Genomic DNA, 22,088 nt, shown 5'->3' with positions numbered 1-22,088 from the left:
ATCGCCCCTGCGCCCCCGCGCCCGCCGCCCTCGCGCACTTCGCCGCAACCCTCGCCGGGCCCACGGCGACCGCCTGAACCGACCGGGCACCCCCGCGTGGCCACCGTGGGGTCGGCCGCGCCGGGAGCCCGGGCCTCTGATCGGAGGGGGTCAGCGGAAGACGCCCGTGTGGCCCAGGGAGTAGCGGCCCGGCTGGGGGTAGACGGCCAGGCCGTGGGGGCCGTTGCCGACCGGGATCTTCGCCAGCGTGCGGCCGGTCCGCGTGTCGAGCGCGTACACCTCGGAGTCGTACCGCCCCGACAGCCACAGCACCTTGCCGTCCGCCGACACCCCGCCCATGTCCGGGCTGCCGCCGCCGTCGATGTGCCACTTGGTGGTGAGCTGGCCGGTCGCGAAGTCCAGCACCGAGATCGAGCCCTCGCCGCGGTTGGTGATGTACATCGACTTCGAGTCGCGCGAGACGTACAGACCGTGCGCGCCCTTGCCGGTGGGCAGCAGCGTCGGCCGGGAGAAGGTGTCGCCGTTCATCACCCATACGCCGTCGGTGGCCATGTCGGCGATGTACCAGGTCTTGCCGTCGGGCGAGATCTTCACGTCCTGCGGCATCGCGCCGTCCCTCGGCAGCTTCTGCTGCGCGACCACCTCCATCTTCGCGGTGTCGACCTTGAGCAGATCGCCGGAGAACTCGCACGAGACGATGAAGTACCGGCCGTCGGGCGAGAAGTCCGCGTGGTTCACGCCGTAGCAGTCGACCGGCACGGTCTTGACGGTCTTCATCGTGTGCGCGTCCCGGAAGACCAGCTCGCGGTCCATCGAGGCCATCACCACGGCGTACTTGCCGTCCGGCGTGAAGTACAGGTTGTACGGGTCGTGCACGTCGACCGTCCGGCCCACCTTCCCCGTGGCCGGGTCGATCGGGGTGAGCGTGTTGCCGAGGTCGTTGTTGACCCACAGCGTCTTCAGGTCCCAGGACGGTACGACGTGCTGCGGCTGCTCGCCGACCGGGATGGTCCTGATCACCTTGTACGTCTTCGGGTCGATGACCGTGACCGAGTTGGACTCGGTGTTCGGTACGTACACCCGCGACGGGAAGTCCCGTACCACCGGGGACAGCGCGTTCGGCCGGTCGGCGGCGTAGAGGTCGTTCTGGTCGAGCAGCGGCGGCATGCCGGGCAGGGGGGCGCGCCTCAGCGCGGTCACACCGTTCGGTACGGGCACGGCGCCGACGTCCGTGCCGGTCGTCGCCTGGGCGGCCCGCGCCTTCTTGACGGCCGGCGCGGACGTCCGGGTCTGCGCGGTGGAATTCCCGCAGCCGGTAGCGGCGAGCGCGGCGGCGCACACGGCGCTCACGGCGAGCACGGCGGACGACAGGGGCCGCCGGGCGGAGGGTCGTCGGGTGGACGGCTGCCGGGTGGCGGGGCGCCGGGCGGGGGACAGGGGCCGTCGGATCACGTCAGCAGCTCCGAGGTCGTGACCGCGCGCAGACCGCGGCGGTGCAGGTCGTCGAGGATTCCGGGCAGCGCGGCGACGGTGCCGCGGTGCCCGAAGTGCAGGGAGACCACCGACCCCGGCGCCGCCTGCCGGGCCACCGCGGCCCGTACGGCGTCGGCGCCGGGGTCGGTGTAGTCGAGCGAGTCCACGTCGTACGACAGCAGGTGCGCGTACCCGGCCTGCTGGGCGAGCCGTACGACCAGCGGGGTCGTCAGCCGGGCCTTGGACGGCCGGAACCAGCGGCCCCGCGAACCGGTCAGCGTCTCCAGCCGCCGCGCGCAGTCCTCGATCTCGGCGCGGGCGGTGTCGGCGTCCATCGCACCGATGTTCCCGTGGTTCATGGTGTGGTTGCCCAGCTCGTGGCCGCCGTCCAGGACGCGGCGGGCGAGCTTGGGGTGCTCGTCGAGCCAGCTGCCGACCGCCAGCACGGTGACGTGGACGCCGGCCTTCTCCACCTCCGTCAGGAGTGCGGTGGCGAGCGCGGGTTCGCCCTGGCCGTGGAAGGTCAGGGCGAGGCGGGGGCGGTCGCGCGGGCCGTGCTCGATCTGGTCGGGCAGGCCGGGCGGCAGCGGGGGCGGTGACGGCGGGGACGTGGACGCGGGCTTTGGTGTGGGCGTGGGCGTGGGCTCCGCCGCGGCGGCGGGCGTGGGCGGCCCGTCGGTCGGGTGTGCGGAGGTGGCCGGTACGGTCTCGGGCGGCGGGCCATGGCCGTCCGCGCATCCGGCGAGGAGTGCGCCGGAGGCGGTGACCTGGAGGATATGGCGGCGTGAGAGCGACATCGAGGTCACTTTAGGGTGCGCTGCGCTGTTTGCCCGGATCTCCGAGCATATTGTCGCACGAATGGCCGGGGGTCCGGAGCCGCGGCCGACCGACCACGGCGCCTGCGGGGTGCTGACGGCCTGTCGGTGTGTCGGGCGGCGCTCGACGCGCGCGGTTCGTGGTCCACGCATCCCGGATTCGGGCGTCCGACCTCTGCCGGCTCCGGACGTGGACCCTGCCGTGGGTACGGGCGTCGGTGCTGGATGTGCTGACGGTCTGTCGGTGTGGTTGCACCTGACGGGTGGGGCTCGCGGTCCTACGCGTCCCGGGTGCCGGCGGTCGGCGGCTGGCGTCTGCGACTTCGGACGCGGCGCTTCCCGTGGGTACGGTCCGCGCGTCGGTGCTGGGTGCTGACGGCTCGTTGGGATGTCGGGCGCGTTGGCGGGTGCGGTTCGTGGCTCACTGTCCTGGGCGTCCCGGGCTCGGGCGCTCGGTTGGTGCGCCTTCGAATGCGGCGCTTCCCGTGGGTACGGTCCGTGTGTCGGCGCCGGTCACTGACGGTTCGTCGGGGTGTCGGGCACCTGGCGGGCTCAGTTCGTGGCCACGTGTCCCGGGCTCGGGCGTCCGACTGTCCGGCGGTCCGTGGTCTGCGGCTCAGCGCCTGGGGGCGGACGTCAGCAGCCCGTCCCGGGCACTTCTCGTACGGCGGACGGTGCTCGCGCGGAGCTGCCATCATGGGCCCGATCCGGGCCGGAGCAACCGACGCGCTCGGCGGCGACGACTTGGGGGGCCGCGTGACGGAGACGGCGGGCAGTGCGGAAGCGGCGGCCGGGCGGAGCCCGGCGGGCGGACCGGCGGCAGGGGCCCATGCCCCCGCGTCAGCCGGGCCGGGCGAGGCGGGCGTGTCGGCCCGAGCAGCCGAGCCGACCGTGTCGGCGACTCCCGCGGCACGCGTAACCCCCGAGCCGACCCTGCCGGCGGCGGCGCCCGCGCCGCGCGTAATCCCCGAGCGGAGCTCGCCCCCCGCGCCGCGCGTAATCCCCGAGCGGAGCTCGCCCCCCGCGCCGCGCGTAATCCCCGAGCGGAGCTCGCCCCCCGCGCCGGGCGCGACGCCCGCCGTAGGCGCACCCCCCGCGTCGGGCGCGACGCCCGCCGTAGGCGTACCCCCCGCGTCGGGCGCGACGCCCGCCGTAGGCGTACCCCCCGCGCCGGGCGCGACGCCCGACGCGGGCGCACCCGCCGGGCCCAGCGTGGCCCCCACGCTCAGCGCGACGCCCACCCCGGGCGTCGTCGCGACCCGTACCGCCGGATTCCGCGAAGCGCTGCACGCCCTCCGCTCCGCCCAGAAGACCGCCAAGGGCGTCTCCCTCTACTCCCGCCACATCAACCGTCCCGTCGGCCGGGTCCTCGCGGCAGGCGCGTACCGACTCGGCCTGACGCCCAATCAAGTCACCCTGATCAGCGCCGCGTTCAGCTACGGCGCCATCGCCGCGCTCGCGCTGTCCGCCCCCTCCTGGCCCCTCGCGGTCGGCGTCTACGCCGCCCTCGCCCTCGGTTTCGCCTTCGACTCCGCCGACGGCCAGCTCGCCCGGCTGCTCGGCGCGGGCGGCCCGGCGGGGGAGTGGCTGGACCACGTCGTGGACTGCGCGAAGATCACCGCGGTGCACGCCGCCGTACTCGTCACCTTCTACCGCCACTTCGCCCTGCCCTCGGACGGCTGGCTGCTGCTGCCGCTGGGCTTCCAACTCGCCGCCGTCCTGATCTTCTTCGGCGGCCTGCTCACGGACAAGCTCAAGCCCAAGGCCAGGTCCGCGACACCCCCGGCCACCCCCTCGCGGCTGCGCGCGGTCGCACTGCTCCCCGTCGACTACGGCGTCTTCTGCGCCGTTTTCCTGCTGCTCGGCAGCGAACGCGCCTTCCGCTACGGCTACTCGGCGCTCTTCGCCGCGCACGCGCTCTTCCTCGTGGCCTTCCTGACCAAGTGGTTCAGGGAGCTCAGAGCGCTTCCGACGAGTTGACCCGGCCGGGCGTCAACGGTCCCGCCAAGGCGTCAAGTGCCTTGCGCAGCTGCGTACTCGACGTGTGCACGGTGTAGGGGAAGTAGACGATCTCGACGCCCACCGTGGCAAAGTCCCGTTCCAGTCGACGGCCCTTGTCCGTACCGCGCCAGTCGTCGCCCTTGAACAGCACGTCGAATCTGACCTGCCGCCATGTCTCCAGCTTGTCCGGCACGGTCTCCACGAAGGCCGCGTCCACGAACCGTACGCTGCGGACGATCTCCAGCCGTTCCACCAGCGGCACCACCGGGGCTCTGCCCTTGGCGAGTTGGGCCATCTCGTCGGAGACCACGCCCGCGACGAGGTAGTCGCACTGACTGCGGGCGTGCCGAAGGATGTTGAGATGGCCCACGTGGAAGAGGTCGTAGACCCCGGGCGCGTAGCCGACACGGTGTAACACGATTCGACCCCCCAGCCGTACAACGCGCGCAGCCGTCGCCGAGTCTTAGACGATAGCCCGGCCCTCGCGCGGCCCACGCGCGATTGACGAAAGTCCGTGCGGGGCAAGCGTCCGTATTCCGTATGAGGACAGGGTGAACGGCTAAGGTGAGCCCTTGTTCATCTCTGGGGGGAAGGGACACTCCGTGGCCTTGTCCGGTGCACACCGCCGCCTGCTGCTGGTCTCCACCAACTACGCGCCGGAGCACGCCGGGATCGGGCCGTACGCGACCCAGATCGCCGAGCACTGGGCGGCCGGCGGGTCCGAGGTGCATGTGCTCACCGGTATGCCGCACTACCCCGCGTGGCGGCTCGACCCGGCGTACGCGGGCGTACGGCGGGTCGTCGAGGAGCGCGGCGGAGTACGGGTGCACCGCCGCAGCCATACGGTGCCGCCCCGGCAGACCGCGGTGAAGCGCGCGCTGTACGAGGCGTCGGTGCTGCGCGGCGCCCTGTCCGCGCCGCCCGAGATGGAACGGCCCGACGCGGTCGTCGCCCAGATGCCGAGCCTGGCCGGCGGTGTCGCGGGGGCGCGGCTGGCCGGGCGGTACGGGGTGCCGTTCGTGCCCGTCGTGCAGGATCTGATGGGCGCGGCGGCGGCGCAGAGCGGTATCCGCGGCGGCGGGGCGGCGGCGGTCGCGGCCCGCGCGGTGGAGTCGTACGCGCTCAAGCGGGCGGCGCTGGTCGGGGTCATCCACGACACGTTCGTGCCCAAGGTCGCGGCGATGGGGGTGCCGGAGCGGCGGATACGGCTGGTGCCCAACTGGTCCCACGTACAGCGCCCTTCGCGGCCGCGCGCCGAGATGCGGGCGCGGCTCGGGTGGCGTCCCGGGCAGACCGTGCTGCTGCACTCCGGCAATATGGGGCTCAAGCAGGGTCTCGAAGTGCTGGTGGACGTGGCCCGGTTGGCGCCGGAGCTGCGGGTCGTACTCATGGGGGACGGCAATCAGCGCGAGCAACTGCGTTCGCTGGCCGGGGGGTTGCCCAACCTGGACTTCATGGCTCCGGCGGACGACGCGGACTTCGCGGACGTGCTGGCCGCGGCGGACGTGCTCGCGGTGACGCAGCGGGGGTCGGTGCTGGACATGAGCCTGCCGTCGAAGCTGACGTCGTACTTCGCGGCCGGGCGGCCGGTGGTCGCGGCGGTGGCGGCGGACAGCGGTACGGCGCTGGAGATCGCCCGCTCGGGCGCGGGCGTGGTGGCGCCACCGGAGGATGCGGGTGGGCTGCTCGCGACCGTACGGGCGCTGGTCGCGGACCCTGCGCGGGTCGAGGCGCTGGCCCTGCGCGGGCCCGTCTACGCGGACGCGCACCTCAGCAGGGCGGCGGGCCTTGCCCGCCTGGACGCGCTCCTCGCCGAGGCCCTGGGCACGACGCCGCCCCGCCCAACCACCCCACCCCTGCCGCCGGCCCGCCCCGAACCGGGCCCCCACTCGGCGTGGCGCCCGTCCGCCGAACCAGACCCGTCCACGTCCGTGGGCGCGCCCCCAGGCGCGACCGGCAATACAGCCCCGCCGCCCGCCACCGCGAGCGAGGATACGGACGCGGCCGCATCGCCCGCCGCAAAGGCGGTCCCGCCGCAGCCCGTCGGCGCCCCGGAGCCGGCCGCATCCGCGGGCGCGCAACCCAGCTCGGGCGGGGGCGAGTTGGCCATTGCCGACGGCGACTTGGCTGCGCAGATCCCTTCGGCGGCCCCCGCCGAGGACGACCTCGCCGCTCCGGCTGCCGTTCCCGCTTCCGGCGGGACATCGGGTCCGGCGCCCGGCACCGACGTGGGCGGTGAGTCCAACTCCCCGACGGGTGCGGGCGCACAGCCTGCCGCAGCTGAGGTCACGGAGCCGGGCGCCGGGGCTGAAGCCCGGTCGGGCGCCGTGGCGCGTGCTGCTCAGGACCGCGCGGAAGCGGCTCGCGGTGGCGAGGCTATGACGAAGGGGGGCGTGGGGAAGTGAGTGATGTCAGTGGGGGCGGGTCCGACGAGCCGGATCTGCTGCGCGACCAGATCCGCCAGTTGACGCGCTACCGCGCGCTCCTCGTCGCCGGCGTACTCCTCGGCCTCCTCGGCGGAGCCGCCCTCGCGGCGATCGGCACCGACACCTACGCCGCCACCAGCGAGGTCATGGTCAGGGCCGCCACCACCGACCCCTTCGCCGGCGGCACCACCGCCGACAAGGGCATCAACATCGGCACCGAACGCCAGACCGCGATGAGCACCACCGTCGTGGACAAGGCCGCCGCCGCCGTCAAGGAACAGCCCCGCACCCTCCAGCGCTGCCTACAGGTCACCAACCCGCCCAACACCCTCGTCCTGCGCTTCACGTGCAGCGCCGACAGCCCGCACGCCGCCGCGACCTGGGTCAACGCCGTCACCAAGGCGTATCTCGACAACCGCGAGGCACAGACCACCTCGACCATCAAGAAGATGGTCACGGGCTACCAGGACCAGCTCAACCCCTTGGTCAAGCAGCGCAACGACCTGCTCGACCAGATCCACGGCACCGACAACAGCCAGGTCGTCGGCACGCTGGTCTCCGTGCAGACCAACCTCCTCGGCCGGATCACCGAACTCAACGGCGACATCAGCGGGTTGCGTGCCCTGGACACCACCCCGGGCCTGGTCATCAAGCCCGGGGTGGAGCCCGAGGCGCCCACCGGTCCCGGACTGCCGCTGATGCTCGGTCTCGGCGGCGCCGTCGGCATCGCGCTCGGCCTGCTCGCCGCCTGGGTGCGGCTCGTCTTCGACCCGACCGTACGGTCCGAGAGCGAGGTCGTCCGCGCCCTGGACGCGCCCGTCCTCGGCACGCTGCCCCGGGTACGGGGACGCGCCGCCGACCGCGACCAGCTCTTCGCCGAGGGACAAGCGGGCGGCCGCCTCGCCGAGGAGTACCGCGCGATCGCCTTCCGACTCGCCCACGACAAGCGCTTCGCCGAACGCCGCCGACTGCTCGTCGTGGCCCCGCGCGGTACGGGCGGTACGGCCGCGGCCGTCGCCGTCAACCTGGCCGCGTCCTTCGCCGAGATGGGCAAGGAAGTGCTGCTGGTCGAGGCCGATCTGCGGACGCCCTCCCTGTCGGCGCGGCTGCGTTCCGCGGACGGCACCAGGCCCGGCTGGGCGCGTTCACCCGGGCTCGGGCAGGGCGGCGGAGGCTGGCCCGCCGGACACCAACTGCCCGTGGACGCGGGCGAGTCCGGCTCCTTCGACCTCGTGCCCGGCCGCCGCGTGCGCAACGTGGCCCGCGCGCTCACCTCCTCCCCGGCCACCCGACTCTTCGCCGAGGCCGACGAACCCGGGTCGGCCGTCGTCGTCCTCGCCCCCGCCGTCCTCACCTACGCCGACGCCCTCGCGCTCGTCGACCGGGTCGAGGGCGTGGTCGTGGTCTGCGACCCGGGCGGCGTCCACCGCGCCGACCTCGTACGGGTGCGCGACCTGGTCTCCGCGGCGGGCGGCGCCGTCCTCGGCGCGGTCCTGCACCCGGCGGAGGAGGGTACGGGCGGCCGCCGTCGGCTGCCCTTCCGGCGCCGCGCCACGTCCGCGGTGCCCGCCCCCCGGGCCGAACTGCCCGCGGAACCCGGCACGTCCACCACCCCGGAGCGGCACCCGGTCCCTTGACAGGCCCCGCCCTGCGGCCCGCCACGGCCGCGGGCCCCGGGGCCGAGCCAGACCCGTACGGCCACGACGCCCACCAACGCCCCTACGCCGCAGGCCCGTACGCCGATCCGCGCGCCAACCCCCCTGACGACAAGCGCCTGTACGACGGCCCGCGCGACGAACACCCTTACGGCGAAGAAGCGCACGACGACCCCCACAGCGACCCCCACGGCGACTCCCACGGCGATGAGCCGCCCGGCGGCCTCGGCGCCAAAGCCGCCATCGCCAGCTCCGTCGCCGACCAGGGCGTCGCCGCCTTCACCAACATCATCGTGCTGGTGGTCGCCGCCCGGCTCTCCACCGCGGCCGCGTTCTCCGTGTTCTCGATGGTCTACATGGTCTTCACGGTCCTGCTGGGCATCAACGTCTCCTACGTCGGCCAGGCGCTGGTCCTGGAACGCGGCTCGCGTCGGGTGCGGTCCGCGTGCCGCTCGGCTGTCGCCTTCACCGCCGCCGCCTCGACCGTCCTGGGCCTGGGCCTCGCCGCCGGCCTGTTCTTCGTACCCGGCGACACCGCCCGGGGCCTGGCCGTACTCGGCCTCGTCCTGCCGATCGCGCTCACCCAGGACGGCATGCGCTTCTGCTTCTCCGCGCTGCGCCTGCCGCACCTCGCGCTGGCCGCCGACACCGTACGGCTGCTGGTCGCCGTGCCCGCGCTGGCCGTACAGCCGCACGGCGCGGGGGCGGTACGGCTGGTCGCGGTGTGGGGGGTGTCGGCGCTGCCCGCGCTGCTGCTGGGGGCCGCGCTGCTGCGGCCGCGGCTGCGGGGCGCGCGGGCGGACCTGCGGCCGTACGTGCGGCGCGGGCACCTCGGGCAGCGGTTCGTGGTCGAGTTCGGGGTCGGCAACGCCACCAGCCAACTCGCCGTGGTGGGCCTCGGTCTGTTCGCGGCGCCGCTCGCGGTCGGTGCCCTGCGCGGCGCGACCACGCTGTTCGGGCCGATGAACGTGCTGTTCAACTCCGCGACCGCCTTCGGCCCGCCGCTGCTCAACCGGGTACGCGGCACCGACGGCAAGGTCCGCGCGACCGCCGTGCTGGCCGCCGCGTTGGCCGCCGTCGCGGTCGGCTGGACGGCCGTGCTGATGCTGCTGCCCGCGCGCGCCGGCCGCCAACTCCTCGGCGCCACCTGGGCGTCGTCGTCCGCGCTGCTGCCCGCCTCCGGCAGCCAGTACGCGTGCATCGCGCTCGGCACCAGCGCCCTGCTGACCCTGCGCGTGCTGCGGCCACGGGCGACGCTGCCGATCCAAGTGGTGTTCTCGCTCGCCTCGGTGGCCTTCATGCTGGCCGGTTACCGCATGGACGGAGTGCTCGGCGCCGCCTGGGGACTCGCCCTGGGCTCCGCGCTCAAGGCCGTCGCGCTGTGGCTGCGGATCGGTTCCGTACGGCGTGAACGGCCGCCCCTGGATGGCGATTTGACGCCCGGGGCCGACGTCAGCGCAGGATCTTCCGCCGGTCCTCGCTGAACGTCGTCACCAGCGCCAGGCACACCACCGCGATCCCGATCCGGCCCGCCGCCTGGAGCAGCGGCCCGCGCAGCAGGATGAACGAGTATCCGGCGACCAGCGGCACCACCACGGCCGCCATCGTGCCGGGCCGGCCCTGTTCCAGGGTGCGCAGCGCGTATCTGCGGTCGGCGCGCGCACTGCCGTAGCCCAGCGCGAGGAAACCGGCGGCCATCCCCAACGGGCCGAAGTCCAGCCAGAGTTCGGCCCACAGCGGGGAGGACAGGTTGGTGTTGGTCATGCCCATCCAGCGGCCGACCCGCACCCCGGAGTCCAGCGGCTTGCCGTGCCAGACCGAGCGCGGCACGAAGAAGAAGACGTCGCCGGCCAGTTGGCGGCCGTGCGCGTGCCCGGCGCCGGAGTCCACGAAGGTCAGCGTGTTGGCGAACATCCCGACCTGGTCGTAGTCCTTGAGCGTCAGCGGCTCCAGCGCCGACGAGGACTGCACCGGACGGCGGCCCCCCGTGTCGTAACGGTAACGGTCGAGGAACGGGAAGAGCAGCAGCGCGGCGACCACCCCGACCACCAGCGCGGACCGGTACACCACCGGGCTGCGCGGGAAGGCGGTGAACAGGATCGAGAACACCACGGTCAGAAACCAGTAACGCGGGTTGGAGACCGGGTTGTTGACGATCGCGTTGACCACCACGAGCCCGGCGAGCGCGCCGATCGCCGGGAAGCTGCGGCGGGCCCGGCGCGAGGTGGTCATCCAGCGGATCAGGAAGAGCAGCGCGAGCAGCGCGGGTACGGTGCCGAAGCCGCGGACCAGGGCCGAGCCGACATGGCTGTCGCCGCCGGTGCCGGCCAGTCCGCTGGCCCGCACGGACGCGCTGATGTCCTGGCGGCTGGTGAAGAACACCGCGGGGCCGCCGAGTTTGATCACGCACAGCGCGCTGCCCGCGTACGCGACCAGGATCAGCAGCCACAGCCGCCGCCTGGCCACGGACGCCGGCGGCCGGGGGCGGCGCGGCCGGGGCGGCGGGCGGTGGCGGGCCAGCAGCGCGCCCACGTCGAAGACGACACAGCCGGTCAGCACCAGGGCGAGGGCCGCCACGGTGTCGGAACGGTCGCCGACCACCGGGGTCGGCACCTGGCCCAGTACGTCCTGGGTGAGCGGCGCCACGCCCATCGCCACGTACACGAAGAGCCAGAACGCGCCCTGGATCAGCCGCCGTCGGCGGGTCAGCACCATCGCGGACAGCCGCGCGCCCGCGTAGACGGTCAGGGTGAGCTGGAGCCAGTACACCGAGTCGCGCGGGCCGCCGCCGGGCTGGGCGGTCACATAGCCGGGCAGCAGGGCGGTCAGCGCGATCACCAGCGGGACGGCCAGGGCCCGGGACAGCGCGGCTCGCGGTACGCCGGGGTCGGGTGCCTTGGCCGCCGACTCCCTTGCGCCGCCGGGTGTTTCCCCCGGCGTGTCCGGCTCCGCCGAGTCCGGCTCGCGCGCGTGCCGCTCTTCCGCGTCCAGCGCCATGCCGCCCCCCTTCCGCTGACGGCGAGTCTAGGGAAGGTCGGCTGCCGGGCGTGGCGCTTCCGGCCGCGCGGCGGTTCGGAGGGCGCCGTGCGGGCGGCCGGTAGCGGTCGTGCGCCTGGCCGGTAGCCGTCGTACGGGCGGGCGTACGTGAAGCCGGCGCCGTACGCGCCCCCGGTCGGTCTCCGCGTCCCGCGCCGCCCGTCACCCGCCCTCGTACGCCTTCCGCAGCGCCGCGATGTCGAGCTTCTTCATCGACAGCATCGCCGTCATCGCGCGGTTGGCGCCCTCCTGGTCGGGGCCGCCGATCAGCTCGGGCATGACGGTCGGCACGACCTGCCACGACAGCCCGAAGCGGTCCTTGAGCCAGCCGCAGGGGCCCTCCGAGCCGCCCTCGCTCAGCACGGACCAGTAGTGGTCCACCTCGGCCTGGTCGGCGCAGCCGATCTGGAACGAGATCGCCTCGCTGAAGGTGAAGTCGGGGCCGCCGTTGATGCCGACGAACCGCTGGCCGTTCGCCGTGAACTCCGCCGTGACGACCGTGCCGGGCTCGCCAGGACCCGCTTCGGTGTAGCGGGTGACCGGACCCAGCGTCGAGTCGGGGAAGACCGAGACGTAGAAGCGCGCCGCCTCCTCGGCCTGTCCGTCGAACCACAGGGACGTGGTGAATCCGGGCTCTGCCATGACTGCCTCCGGGTGGTGCGTGGGTGTGCGCGGGTGCGTACGGGTGTCTGTGTGTCCGTGGGGCGCGCGGTAGGGCCGTCGCGTCCCCTCGTGCAACTAGACGGACCGGGCGGCGCGAACTCATCGGTCACGGCCGGGCGGGTCCCCCGGATGCCGTACCGGGCGGGCGGGCCGCCGCTAGGCTGGGCGGTCGGCGGCGGTCCGCCGGGGCGCGGGCTCCGCGTGAGTGGCCCGGGGGCTCCGCGCGAGGGGCGCGGGGGAGTCCGTAAAGTCCGGGATTCTGGGGAGTCCGGGTAGGTCCGGGAGTCCGGGGAGGGGAAACGCGGTCGTGAGGGTTCTGCACGTGGTCACCCTGCACACGCCGACGAACGACTTCGGCGGGCCGACGCGGGTGGCGCTGAATCTGTCCAAGGGGCTGCGGGAGCGAGGCGTCGACGCCCGGATCGCGACCCTCGGCGACGGGTTCACCGGGCCGCTGCCGTCCGAACTGGAGGGCGTACCGTCCTTCGTCCACCAGGCCCGGCATGTACTGCCCGCCTTCGAGGTCAGCGGGATCACCTCGCCGGGGCTGCTGGCCAGGGCCCGGCGGATGGTCAAGGGCGCGGACGTGGTGCACGTCCATCTGATGCGGGACCTGATCACGCTGCCGTTCGCGCTGATCGCCCTGGACGCCGGGGTGCCGCTGGTGATCCAGACGCACGGCATGATCGACCCGACGGAGAAGCTGTTCGCGAAGGCCGTGGACGTACTCGGTCTGAAGCGGGTGCTGCGCAGGGCCGACGCGATCCTGTACCTCACGGAAATGGAACGTGACGGGGTGCAGGCCGTCGTCCCCGACACCCCGCTGACCACCTTCCACCGCCTGGTCAACGGCGTCGCCCTCCAGAACCGCCACCCGCCGCGCGAGGGCCGCCCGCCCACCGTGCTCTATCTGGCCCGCGTGCAGCAGCGCAAACGCCCGGAGGACTTCGTCTCGGCGATCCCCACCGTGCTCGCGGCGTACCCGGACGCCCGCTTCGTACTGGCCGGGCCCGACACCGGCGGGCTGACCGGGCCGATGCGGGAGCTGGCCACACGGCTGGGCGTCGGCGACGCGCTGGAGTGCGTCGGCGCGCTCGGCCACGAGGAGGTGCTGCGGCAGCTGCGCGACGCCGATGTGTACGTGCTGCCGTCGGTGGTCGAGCCGTTCGCCGTCTCGATCCTGGAGGCGATGTCGGTCGGGCTGCCGGTGGTGGTGACCCGTACAGGCGGGCTGTCGCCCGAGGTGGAGGCGGCCGGCGCGGGGCGCCTCACGGCGAGCGACCCCGACGCGGACAACGGCCCCCTGGTCGGGCGGGCGGTCGTCGAACTCCTCGACCCCGAGGCGAACGCGGCGGCCTCCGAGGCGGCCTGGCAACTGGTCCGCGACCGCTTCTCCCTCTCCGCGGTCGTCGACTCCCTCCTCCCCGTCTACACCACCCTCCACCCGCCCCATGCCTGAGCCGCACGCCGCCGGCCACCCACCGGCCGGTTCATGTGGATGACGGCATTCGCGGGGAGCGTGGACAACGGCGATGCTCTCCTCGGGGGAGACGTGGGTACGCAGAGGGTTGCGCATGGTTGAGAGGAAGCCATACGTGCACTCATTCCCAATGAATGGGACAAAACCTCCTTTTGGACTTGGCCTGGTTGTGCTGCGCGGCATCTGGTCGGTCGCTGGAGTTCGCCATTGACGGGAATCCCGGCGCTCTGCGCGCTCTGGACGTGCATCACCGCTCGCAACGACGAACTGGCCTTTCCACGAGGTCCGCTCCTGCGTCCCGTGGACCCGCAGATCGGGGCCAGTCGATGACCACACTCCACCCATGACCCATGACCTTGCCCACTGGCCCTGCCGCCTATCGGCCCGCCCCGGTGGAGCGTATTCCGGGACGGGCCGAGAGCGTGCGGGGCCGCTGGACGCGCGTGATGAGTCAGTCGAGCTGCACGACGGTCGGGCTTCCCCCGACCGCTGCCGCGTCGGCGAGTGGTAGGGCTGTGGGGTAGGTGTGGACGTCGCTCACTTGGCCGTTGGCGTATTCACCGTAGGTGCCCGCACTGATGCGTCGGCCGATCTGGACCGGACCGGCGGCGTTCCATGCCTGCCCGGCGTAGGCGGTTGCGCCTGCGAGATGACCGTTCACGTAGAGGCTGAGCTGTTTGGCACTCGCGTCGTAGACGCCCACGAGGTGCGTCCACTGCCCGGTCCAGCCGCTTCCTGACCCCCGACCCGGTCTTCGAGGCCGGCGATCCCAACCAGATGGGCGGCTACGCCTACGCCGGCGACAACCCCGCCAGCGGCTCGGACCCCACCGGGCTGATGCGTGACGGTGGTGGCGACTGCGCCGCCATCCAAGCATGCAATCAAGGGCCTGTCCCACTGCCGCAGGGAAGTGAATCCTCGTCGACCGACAACTCCAGCGGGAACACCCCGGCCACCAGTCAGAAGAGCGGCGGAGGCGGTTGCCACGGTTGGGCGGGCTGCGCAGGTCACTACCTTGAGAAAGCCGCACCCTACGTGGGCGTAGCCGTGGTGGCCGTCTCCGCGTATACCGTCGCCGGAGCCTGCACCGTGGAATCCGGCGGTATCGCGGGCGTTGCCTGTATCGACGCCGCCACCGCGGGGACAGTCGCCGTGTGTGGTGCTTTCCTAGGAGACTGCGGCCAGGGCCCTGACGGCGATCCCACCAGCGAGGAGGCCGGTGAAGACGCCGGTGCGGCCAAACAAGCCGAACGCGACGGCGCCGAGGCGAAGGCCCCGACCGCCGGCACGAAGGCCTAAGACGACGCGGTGGGGGACGGCACCCCGGCCCCCGCCGACAACTGGGAAGCCGACCCCACCCAGAACCAGGCCGTCGCCGAACCGAGTGAGCCGGCAGTCGGAACGGGCAAGCCAACTGCCAAATCAACCGCCCAGAAGTCGGAGCCGACGCTCAGACAACATCTGACGGATCTTGGCAGGAAGCATATTGCTCATGTACAAAGAAACCTGAAGGAGGATGAGGATCTTCCTGGTGCGTTCAGCGTAGGCCGCGATCGAGAAACGGGTCAGATCTTCTATGGTGCGAGCGGGCCGTCGACTGGGTTGCACTCTGATGTACAAACAGCCCTTCCCGGCGAGTCGCAACTTGAAAACGGACGCCCGCCGGGCGTTTGCGCCGAAGCGCGGATGTGCACGAACGCACTGAACGCTGGAGTGAATCCAAAGAATTTGGACATCATCACACTGAATCAAAAGGGCAAGAAATTTAAGATGTGTCCAAATTGTCTTACTTGGGTTCCGGAATTTGTTGGGGAAGTGTTGACGGGATGACTGACGCGTCTAATGATTCAAGGTCTACGGCACTTGCGGAGGTGCTAATCGGAGCCCTGGAGGTCGAGTACGAAGATTTCGATTTGGAGGAGGCGTGTGCCTCCTATGTTGAATCTGGATACGAAGTAACCATCTGGCTCCGCAGATTTCTGGAGAATTATGCGGGAATCACGATCAGGTGGCCAGCGTCACGTGGAACATGGGTGAATGAACTCACCACGTCGATCGAATCTGCTCTGGACGCGTACCCTGGAAATGTTAGGAACTATTCCCGACGTCTCGGGCAAGACGTTCTGCCGATCGGTATGGCATTTGCCACGGAAGAGCGTCTGCTCCTTGCTGAGAACGGTGATGTTTTTCTTGGAGGGGATGCTGGCCTCCAGTGGGTTTCCAATGGTTTCGAAGAAGCCCTGCGGGCGCTCATTTCCAATGAATGGGATAAAACTTTCTTTTAGCCGCGGCTTTGATTGTAGTGCGCTGTATCCCGGGTATCGCCGTGTCAGTTGACGCGGGCGGGGTTGGCGGTGATCAGGCTGTCGCGGACGGCTTGTTCCATGACGCGGACCAGGACGGCGAGGGTGTTCTTCACTACCGGGCGGCCCTCGCCGTCGGCGATCCAGGCGTAGAGGGTGCGGTCGACGGTGCCGTTGGTGACCATGGTGATGGGCAGGTGTCCGAGTGCGGGGACGACGCGCAGCCGCCAGCCAGGTGACCTGGGAGGAGCCGCAACCTTCGAGGGTTGTATTCCGTCCGAGTTGGAAGTTGGCGTGGAACTGATCCTCGATCCACCGCGTGGTGATCGGCCTGTGGACGGAGAAATGGGAAGAGGTGCCCGCTGAGCTGCGATGATGGGAGTTCCTACGCTTCCACCACGCACGATCGGCAAGGCACCTCTGAAGTGAAAGTCTCCCACAGGCCCGCGGGGATGTTCGCCGCGTTCGACGACCCCGACCTGATCGCACATGCCGGGCTGGTCCCCACGATCCGGCTGGCCGAGCGGTGCGGACTGCCCGCTCTGGTGGCCGCGAAGGTGAAGCTGTCCGGCGCGAAGAACGGCGCCGGTACGGCCGCCGGGGCGAAGGCCATGAGCATCGTGGGCGGGATGGTCGCCGGGGCGGACAGCATCGACGACCTGGACGTGCTGCGCCACGGCGGGCTGCCCCGCCTGTTCGGCGGGGTGCGTGCCCCGTCCACGCTGGGCACCTTCCTGCGCGCGTTCACCTGGGGCCACGTGCGGCAACTGGAGTCCGCCACCCGGGCGTTCCCTGCGACCTCGCCGCGCACACCGGCCTGGTCCCCACCGGGGACGAGGTGGTGTTCGTGGACATCGACTCCAAGGTCAAGCAGGTCTACGGTCCGGCCAAGCAGGGCGCCTCCTTCGGCTATACCAAGCAGCGCGGCCTGCACTTCCAGATCGTGACCGCCAAGACGGGCACCTGCGCGCCGGTGATCGTGGCAACGAGGCTGCGCAAGGGATCGGCGAACTCCGGCAAGGGTGCGGCGAGTCTGCTGCGCGAGGCGCTGGCCACGGTGCGGGCGATGGGTATCACCGCGCAGATCATCGTCCGCGCCGACTCCGCATACTTCTCCCACAAGGTCGTCGAGGTCTGCCGCAAGGCCGGCGCACGCTTCTCCCTCGCGGTCGCGGTCAGGAAGAAGATCCGTGAGGCCATCGCGGACATCGCCGAGGACGCCTGGACACCGATCAAGTACGCCGCTGCCGTCTGGGACGCCGAGGAGGAACGCTGGATCTCCGACGCCGAGATCGCCGAGGTCCCCTTCACCGCGTTCACCAGCAAGAAGAAGGCGTTCCACACCAGCGCCCGGCTGATCGTGCGCCGGGTGAAGCGGCTGAACCCCAAGAGCGTGCCCGAGGGGCAGGCCGAGCTGTTCGGCGTCTGGCGCCACCACGTCATCTTCACCGACAGCCCGTTCGTCCTGGCCCAGGCCGAACCCATGCACCGCGAACACGCCCAGGTCGAGCAGGTCTTCGCCGATCTGGAAGACTCCGCGCTCGCCCACCTGCCGTCGGGGAAGTTCACCGCGAACGCCGCCTGGCTCACCCTCGCCGCCACCGCCTACAACCTCACCCGCGCCGCCGGCCACCTCGCCTCCGTCTTCCACGCCAGGGCACGGACCGGCACTATCCGCCGCCACCTGATCAACATCCCCGCCCGGATCGCCACAGGCGCCCGCCGCCTCACCCTCCACCTCCCCCAACTCTGGTGCTGGCAGGACGACTTCACCGACCTGTGGACAGCGACCGGACAGCGCATGCGCACCTGACCCGTGCGACCGTCCCGCCCGCCCACGAACCGAAAGACCTCGGAGACCCCGCACCGGACGGCCACCCGGCGATCACCACTGCCCGCAACCCGAAAAACACCCAGAACCCGCCCGACACACGTGATCAAAATTCACGCGGTGGATCGAGGATCAGACGGAACCATTCGACGTTGCGCCGGATCGTCTTCGCTACGATCCCGGCCCGATTGAGGAAGTACGCAGCACGGCGGCTGGATCCCCGTGAGTCTTCGCCGACGCCAAGATCGGCATTTCAGGTCCGGCAGGATGTCCGGACTGGTGAGGAACTGTCCGCTCGGCTGTGGCGGCCAGGAACTCGGCGCCCGGCCACGCCGGACCGGCCGTCCGCGCGGTGATACCGGCGCCGGGCGGGGCAGGCCGGAAGTTGGGGTCCGCGTCAAGGCCGGGCCGGGCGCGGGCGGCGCGTAGGGTGCGGGCATGTCGCGTGATACGTCTTCGTACGACGCCGTGATCGTCGGCGGTGGGCACAACGGGCTGGTCGCCGCCGCGTACCTGGCCCGCGCCGGGCGCCGGGTGCTGCTGCTCGAACGGCTCCCGGCGACCGGCGGCGCCGCCGTTTCCACCCGGGCGTTCACCGGGGTGGACGCCCGCCTGTCGCGCTACTCGTACCTCGTGAGCCTGCTGCCCGCGAAGATCACCGACGAGCTGGGACTGCGCTTCGCGGTGCGCCGCCGCCGGATCTCCTCGTACACCCCGCGCGGGAACGGCGGCCTGCTGGTGGACGCCGGGGACGAGGGCAGGACCCGCGAGCAGTTCGCCGAACTCACCGGCTCAGACCGGGAGTTCGAGGCGTGGCAGCGCTTCTACGGTATGACCCGCCAGGTCGCCGAGAAAGTCTTCCCGACCCTCACCCGGCCACTGCCCACCCGCGCTGAGCTCAAGCGGACGATCGGCGACGACGCGGCCTGGGAAGCGCTCTTCGAACGCCCGCTGGGCGAGACGGTGGAAGCCGTCTTCGCCGACGACCTGGTCCGCGGGGTGGCGCTCACCGACGCCCTGATCGGCACCTTCACCCACGCCCATGACCCCTCGCTGCGGCAGAACCGCTGCTTCCTCTACCACGTGATCGGCGGCGGCACCGGCGACTGGGACGTGCCGGTCGGCGGCATGGGAGCCTTCACCGACGCGCTGGCGGACGCCGCCCGCGCGGCCGGCGCGGAGATCGTCACCGGCGCCGAGGTGACGGCGATCACCAGCGACGGAAAGACGGCGGAGGTGACGTACGAAGGCGGTACGAGCGGCGCCCCCGGCCCCACCGCCCCCGGCCGCGTCGGCCCCCGTACCGTCGGCGCCCGCGACGTCCTGGTCAACGCCTCCCCGTACGCCCTGGCCGGCCTCCTCGGCGAGACACCGCCCGAGCGGCCCGAGGGCGCCCAGCTCAAGGTCAACATGCTGCTGCGCAGGCTGCCCCGGCTGCGCGACGCCTCGGTCGACCCGCGCGAGGCGTTCGCGGGCACCTTCCACATCGCCGAGTCGTACGGGCAGCTCCAGCGCGCGTACGACCAGGCCGCCGCGGGCCTGCTGCCGGACGCGCCGCCTTCGGAGATCTACTGCCACACCCTGACCGACCCCTCGGTGCTGTCCCCCGAACTGGCCGACCAGGGCATGCACACGCTGACCCTCTTCGGCCTGCACGCCCCCGCGCGGCTGTTCGCCCAGGACCCCCAGGGCGCCAAGGAAGCGCTGCTCAGGGCCACCCTGGCACAGCTCGACGCCGTACTGGCCGAGCCGCTGGCCGACTGCCTGGCGCTGGACGCGGACGGGAAGCCGTGCCTGGAGGCGAAGTCCCCGGTCGACCTGGAGGCCGAGGTCGGGCTGCCCGGCGGGCACATCTTCCACCGCGACCTGTCCTGGCCCTACCGGGAGGACGACGTGACACACACCACGGGGGCTTGGGGTGTCGGCACCTCGTATGCGAACGTCTTCCTCTGCGGCGCGGGCGCGGTCCGCGGCGGCGGGGTCAGCGGAGTCCCCGGGCACAACGCGGCGATGGCGGTACTGGAGAAGGCACGATGACGTACAGGCCCTCGATGATCCACCGTGACGGCGCCGGCCGGCGGACGATCGGCCGGCAGTGGCTGCGCGGCGGCGGCAAGTGGCACACCCTGCCCGAGGGCGCCGAGGTGCCCCGGCCCCGGCGCCGCACCGCCGATGTCGTGGTCGACTGCGCGGTGTACGTGGACGGCGGCCGGGTGGCCTCGCTGCCGCCGCAGGACGCGCTGACCGAGGCGCGCAAGCGCGACGGCGGCTTCGTCTGGATCGGCGTGCACGAGCCCGAGGCCGAGCACCTGGCGGAGATCGCCGCGGACTTCGGCCTGCACCCGCTGGCGGTCGAGGACGCGGTCAAGGCCCACCAGCGGCCGAAGCTGGAGCGCTACGGCGACACGCTGTTCATGGTGGTCAAGACGATCGTCTTCGTGGAGCACGAGAAGTTCACCGCGACCAGCGAGGTCGTCGACACCGGTGAGCTGATGATCTTCCTGGGTCCGGACTTCGTGGTGGTGGTACGGCACGGCAGCGCGCCGGGGCTCGCCCGGGTCCGGCAGCAGCTGGAGAGCCGCCCGGAGATGCTGGCGCACGGACCGGTGTCCGTGCTGCACGCCATCACCGACCAGGTCGTGGACGACTACCTCGACGTCGCGGACGCGCTCGAACTCGACGTGGACGAGCTGGAGTCCGATGTGTTCTCGGCCGCCCACGGCGACGACGCCGAGCGGATCTACCAGCTTAAGCGGGAGCTGCTGGAGTTCAAGCGCGCGGTGCATCCGATGGGCCGGCCGCTGGAACGGCTCAGCGAGGACGCCGACCCGCTGATCGGCACGGAGATGGGCCGCTACTTCCGGGACGTGTCCGACCATCTGACCCACGTACGGGACCGGCTGGCCGGGTACGGCGAGCTGGTGGACGGGCTGCTCGCGGCGAATCTCAGCCAACTCGCGGTGCAGCAGAACGTCGACATGCGGCGGATCAGCGCCGGCGCCGCGCTGCTGGCCATTCCGACGATGATCGCCGGGTTCTACGGCATGAACTTCGACCACATGCCGGAGCTGCGCTGGTCCTTCGGCTACCCCCTGGTGCTGGCCGTCATGGTCACCCTGTCCGGCCTCGGCTACCGCGCCTTCCGCCGCTACGGCTGGCTGTAGGCCCCCCTTTTTGCCGCCCTCTCGCCTCCGGTCGCTTATACCCAGTGTCGACAGTCGATCATGCTCGCCCCCTCGTTCCTCGGGGGCTCCGCGTGTTCTCCTTTTCGACACTGGCGCGCCCTTTGGCTCGATGGCTACACGGGCGTGACCGGGAGCTGTTCTCGACGTCGCCGCTGGCGCCTCGGCGCGTGCCGGTTGTTCCGCGGGCGTTATTCAGGGCCGGCCGCAGGCCATTCCGTGCCCCAGTCCGCCGCGCGGGCCGCGCGATACGCGTCGCCGTGGCGCTTGGTGACCGTGGCGCGGGACAGGCCGTCGTCACGGGTGCACAGATCGAGCAGCACCAGGCCCTTGCGGATCTGCGGGTGCCGTACGACCCGGTTCGCGGCCGGCCGCGCGGGCACGGCGGCCGGGCGCACGGCCGCCACGTAACTGAACTTCTCGTCCTCGTACGGCAGGGTGCCGCCCTTGATCTGGCGGTGCAGCGAGCTGCGCTGGACACGCGCGGCGAAGTGGCACCAGTCGCCCGCCCCGACCGGGCAGGCCGCGTCGTGCGGGCAGGGCGCGAGCACGGTGAGACCGGCCGCGATCAGCCGGTCGCGGGCCTCGATGATCCGGGCGTAGCCGTCGGGCGTGCCGGGCTCGGCGATCACCAGCGCGCCGAGGGTCGCCTCGGCCGCCGCGTCGACCAGTGAGGCGCGGTCGGCGGCGGTGAGTTCGCCGATCACGTACGAGAGCGTGACCAGGTCGGACGCGGGCAGCGCGGGGGCGCCGCCGAGCGGGGTCCTGGTCCAGCGGGCCTCGCGTACGGCGGGCGCGTCGGCGGACCCGGCCAGCGCGCCGCCGAGGGTGAGGGCGGCCTGCGACCAGTCGAGGACCGTACTGGCGTGCCCGCCGTCGGGCCAGGCGTCGGCCACCGCCCAGGTGGCCGCGCCCGTGCCGCCGCCGAGGTCGAGATGCGTGCCCGGGGCCCACCCACCGGCCCGGTCGCGCAGCGCGCCGAGCGCGGACCGGACGGCGGCGTAGGTGGCCGGCATCCGGTAGGCGGCGTACGCGGCGACATCGGCCGCGTCCCGCAGGATGGGCGCGGCGGTCGGCGTCGTACCGCGGTAGTTCTCGATCAGCCGCTCGACGTGCGCGGACGCCCGGGTCGGGGCGGTGGCGCGGAGCTGTTCCGTGAGGGCTTCGCGCAGGTCGTCGGGGAGGTGCACTGTGGACACAAGGCAGTATTTTAAGGGGGCGCG

General features: G+C 72.0%; 17 protein-coding genes and 2 pseudogenes. 11 read left to right on the top strand and 8 right to left on the bottom strand.

Annotated elements, in window-relative coordinates; translation table 11 throughout:
- Positions 1-150 precede the first annotated feature (150 nt).
- Together OHA30_RS08340 and OHA30_RS08335 are read right to left on the bottom strand one after the other, a co-directional pair.
- On the bottom strand, positions 151-1,359 hold the full coding sequence (locus tag OHA30_RS08340) for a YVTN family beta-propeller repeat protein (RefSeq protein ID WP_443045126.1): 1,209 nt from the start codon (positions 1,357-1,359) through the stop codon (positions 151-153).
- An 89-nt stretch (positions 1,360-1,448) separates the two neighbouring features.
- The gene (locus OHA30_RS08335) at positions 1,449-2,270 is read right to left on the bottom strand and encodes a polysaccharide deacetylase family protein (protein ID WP_328913163.1); all 822 of its coding nucleotides are present in this window, start codon (positions 2,268-2,270) and stop codon (positions 1,449-1,451) included.
- A 1,302-nt stretch (positions 2,271-3,572) separates the two neighbouring features.
- Between OHA30_RS08335 and OHA30_RS08330 the strand changes: the two genes are divergently transcribed.
- Positions 3,573-4,268, top strand: coding sequence for a CDP-alcohol phosphatidyltransferase family protein (locus OHA30_RS08330; RefSeq protein WP_328917782.1), 696 nt, complete (start codon positions 3,573-3,575; stop codon positions 4,266-4,268).
- Here the strand turns inward: OHA30_RS08330 and OHA30_RS08325 are convergent.
- Positions 4,246-4,710: an adenylyltransferase/cytidyltransferase family protein gene (locus OHA30_RS08325; RefSeq protein WP_328917781.1), complete on the bottom strand. Its 465-nt coding sequence runs from the start codon at positions 4,708-4,710 to the stop codon at positions 4,246-4,248. The genes OHA30_RS08330 and OHA30_RS08325 overlap by 23 nt on opposite strands.
- Positions 4,711-4,924: 214 nt before the next feature.
- Between OHA30_RS08325 and OHA30_RS08320 the strand changes: the two are divergent.
- From OHA30_RS08320 to OHA30_RS08310, 3 genes and pseudogenes are all read left to right on the top strand, one after another.
- A pseudogene (locus OHA30_RS08320) lies at positions 4,925-6,115 on the top strand (glycosyltransferase family 4 protein); the annotation flags it as partial.
- A 575-nt stretch (positions 6,116-6,690) separates the two neighbouring features.
- Positions 6,691-8,352: a lipopolysaccharide biosynthesis protein gene (locus OHA30_RS08315; RefSeq protein WP_328913162.1), complete on the top strand. Its 1,662-nt coding sequence runs from the start codon at positions 6,691-6,693 to the stop codon at positions 8,350-8,352.
- Between the two features lie 260 nt (positions 8,353-8,612).
- The gene (locus tag OHA30_RS08310) at positions 8,613-9,854 is read left to right on the top strand and encodes a hypothetical protein (protein WP_328917780.1); all 1,242 of its coding nucleotides are present in this window, start codon (positions 8,613-8,615) and stop codon (positions 9,852-9,854) included.
- Here the strand turns inward: OHA30_RS08310 and OHA30_RS08305 are convergent.
- Both OHA30_RS08305 and OHA30_RS08300 read right to left on the bottom strand, forming a co-directional pair.
- Positions 9,823-11,367, bottom strand: coding sequence for an O-antigen polymerase (locus OHA30_RS08305; RefSeq protein WP_328913161.1), 1,545 nt, complete (start codon positions 11,365-11,367; stop codon positions 9,823-9,825). The genes OHA30_RS08310 and OHA30_RS08305 overlap by 32 nt on opposite strands.
- A gap of 201 nt (positions 11,368-11,568) precedes the next feature.
- A complete protein-coding gene (locus tag OHA30_RS08300; RefSeq protein WP_328913160.1) occupies positions 11,569-12,048 on the bottom strand; it encodes a VOC family protein in 480 nt (159 codons plus the stop codon).
- A gap of 328 nt (positions 12,049-12,376) precedes the next feature.
- Here OHA30_RS08300 and OHA30_RS08295 point away from each other — a divergent pair, with 328 nt between their 5' ends.
- On the top strand, positions 12,377-13,528 hold the full coding sequence (locus OHA30_RS08295; protein WP_328913159.1) for a glycosyltransferase: 1,152 nt from the start codon (positions 12,377-12,379) through the stop codon (positions 13,526-13,528).
- Between the two features lie 472 nt (positions 13,529-14,000).
- Here the strand turns inward: OHA30_RS08295 and OHA30_RS08290 are convergent, their stop codons facing one another.
- Positions 14,001-14,426, bottom strand: coding sequence for a LamG-like jellyroll fold domain-containing protein (locus OHA30_RS08290; RefSeq protein ID WP_328917779.1), 426 nt, complete (start codon positions 14,424-14,426; stop codon positions 14,001-14,003).
- On the opposite strand from OHA30_RS08290, the gene OHA30_RS08285 reads away from it, so the two are divergent.
- From OHA30_RS08285 to OHA30_RS08275, 3 genes are read left to right on the top strand one after another with little or no spacing between them, the layout of a single operon-like run.
- The gene (locus OHA30_RS08285) at positions 14,327-14,848 is read left to right on the top strand and encodes a hypothetical protein (RefSeq protein WP_328918105.1); all 522 of its coding nucleotides are present in this window, start codon (positions 14,327-14,329) and stop codon (positions 14,846-14,848) included. The two genes, OHA30_RS08290 and OHA30_RS08285, sit on opposite strands and share 100 nt — an antisense overlap.
- A gap of 9 nt (positions 14,849-14,857) precedes the next feature.
- The gene (locus tag OHA30_RS08280) at positions 14,858-15,379 is read left to right on the top strand and encodes a hypothetical protein (protein WP_328913158.1); all 522 of its coding nucleotides are present in this window, start codon (positions 14,858-14,860) and stop codon (positions 15,377-15,379) included.
- A complete protein-coding gene (locus OHA30_RS08275) occupies positions 15,376-15,834 on the top strand; it encodes an SUKH-3 domain-containing protein (RefSeq protein WP_328913157.1) in 459 nt (152 codons plus the stop codon). The genes OHA30_RS08280 and OHA30_RS08275 overlap by 4 nt, the downstream gene beginning before the upstream one ends.
- 44 nt (positions 15,835-15,878) lie before the next feature.
- Here OHA30_RS08275 and OHA30_RS33925 read toward each other — a convergent pair whose 3' ends face one another.
- Positions 15,879-16,037 (bottom strand): hypothetical protein, encoded by a 159-nt coding sequence (locus tag OHA30_RS33925; RefSeq protein WP_405785642.1) that lies wholly within the window; start codon positions 16,035-16,037, stop codon positions 15,879-15,881.
- 240 nt (positions 16,038-16,277) lie between these two features.
- Here OHA30_RS33925 and OHA30_RS08265 point away from each other — a divergent pair.
- The 3 genes and pseudogenes from OHA30_RS08265 (at position 16,278) to corA (ending at position 20,847) form a co-directional block, all read left to right on the top strand.
- A pseudogene (locus OHA30_RS08265) lies at positions 16,278-17,665 on the top strand (IS1380 family transposase).
- Between the two features lie 456 nt (positions 17,666-18,121).
- On the top strand, positions 18,122-19,720 hold the full coding sequence (locus OHA30_RS08260; RefSeq protein ID WP_328913156.1) for a phytoene desaturase family protein: 1,599 nt from the start codon (positions 18,122-18,124) through the stop codon (positions 19,718-19,720).
- On the top strand, positions 19,717-20,847 hold the full coding sequence (gene corA / locus OHA30_RS08255) for a magnesium/cobalt transporter CorA (protein WP_328913155.1): 1,131 nt from the start codon (positions 19,717-19,719) through the stop codon (positions 20,845-20,847). The genes OHA30_RS08260 and corA overlap by 4 nt, the downstream gene beginning before the upstream one ends.
- 209 nt (positions 20,848-21,056) lie before the next feature.
- Here the strand turns inward: corA and OHA30_RS08250 are convergent, their stop codons facing one another.
- Positions 21,057-22,064 carry a small ribosomal subunit Rsm22 family protein gene (locus OHA30_RS08250; RefSeq protein WP_405785643.1) on the bottom strand — a complete coding sequence of 336 codons (1,008 nt, stop codon included), beginning with the start codon at positions 22,062-22,064 and terminating at the stop codon, positions 21,057-21,059.
- Between the last annotated feature and the right edge of the window lie 24 nt (positions 22,065-22,088).

Source organism: Streptomyces sp. NBC_00223 (assembly GCF_036199905.1).
Classification (GTDB): domain Bacteria; phylum Actinomycetota; class Actinomycetes; order Streptomycetales; family Streptomycetaceae; genus Actinacidiphila.
The sequence above is the reverse complement of the archived record's forward strand: the minus strand, read 5'-3'. Positions and strand labels throughout refer to the sequence as shown.